This window comes from Paenibacillus sp. EKM206P (genome assembly GCF_011066155.1).
In the GTDB taxonomy this organism is placed as follows: domain Bacteria; phylum Bacillota; class Bacilli; order Paenibacillales; family Paenibacillaceae; genus Paenibacillus; species Paenibacillus polymyxa_D.
Genome location: NZ_JAAMNQ010000086.1, coordinates 1 through 353, shown reverse-complemented (window position 1 = coordinate 353; position 353 = coordinate 1). Strand labels below are relative to the sequence as shown.

Annotated in this window: 1 protein-coding gene; it reads left to right on the top strand. The window is 66.6% G+C overall.

Annotated elements, in window-relative coordinates; translation table 11 throughout:
• The coding region (locus tag G9G53_RS25805; protein WP_165150894.1) for an AMP-binding protein at positions 1–353 on the top strand (353 nt) is incomplete at both ends.

The following is a 353-nucleotide window of genomic DNA, read 5'->3' as shown; positions in this document are numbered from 1 at the left end:
TTGCTGGTGGCCGTGCTGGCCGTCTGGAAAGCGGGCGGGGCGTATGTGCCGCTCGACCCGGATTATCCGGCGGAGCGCGTGCGGTTCATGCTCGAAGACAGCGGAGCGAAGGTGCTGCTGACGCAAACGGCGCTGCGAGAGCGCGCCGAAGCCTGGCTCGGCGAAGAGGAGCTGGCGCTGGCGGCGGTGCTGTACCTCGACGACGAAACCTCGTACAGCGAGGAGCGGACGAATGCCGACAGCTTCCATGAAGCCCGTCCAGAGGACCTGGCGTACGTGATCTACACGTCGGGAACGACGGGCAAGCCGAAGGGCGTGATGATCGAGCACCGCAGCCTGGTGAACACGGCGGC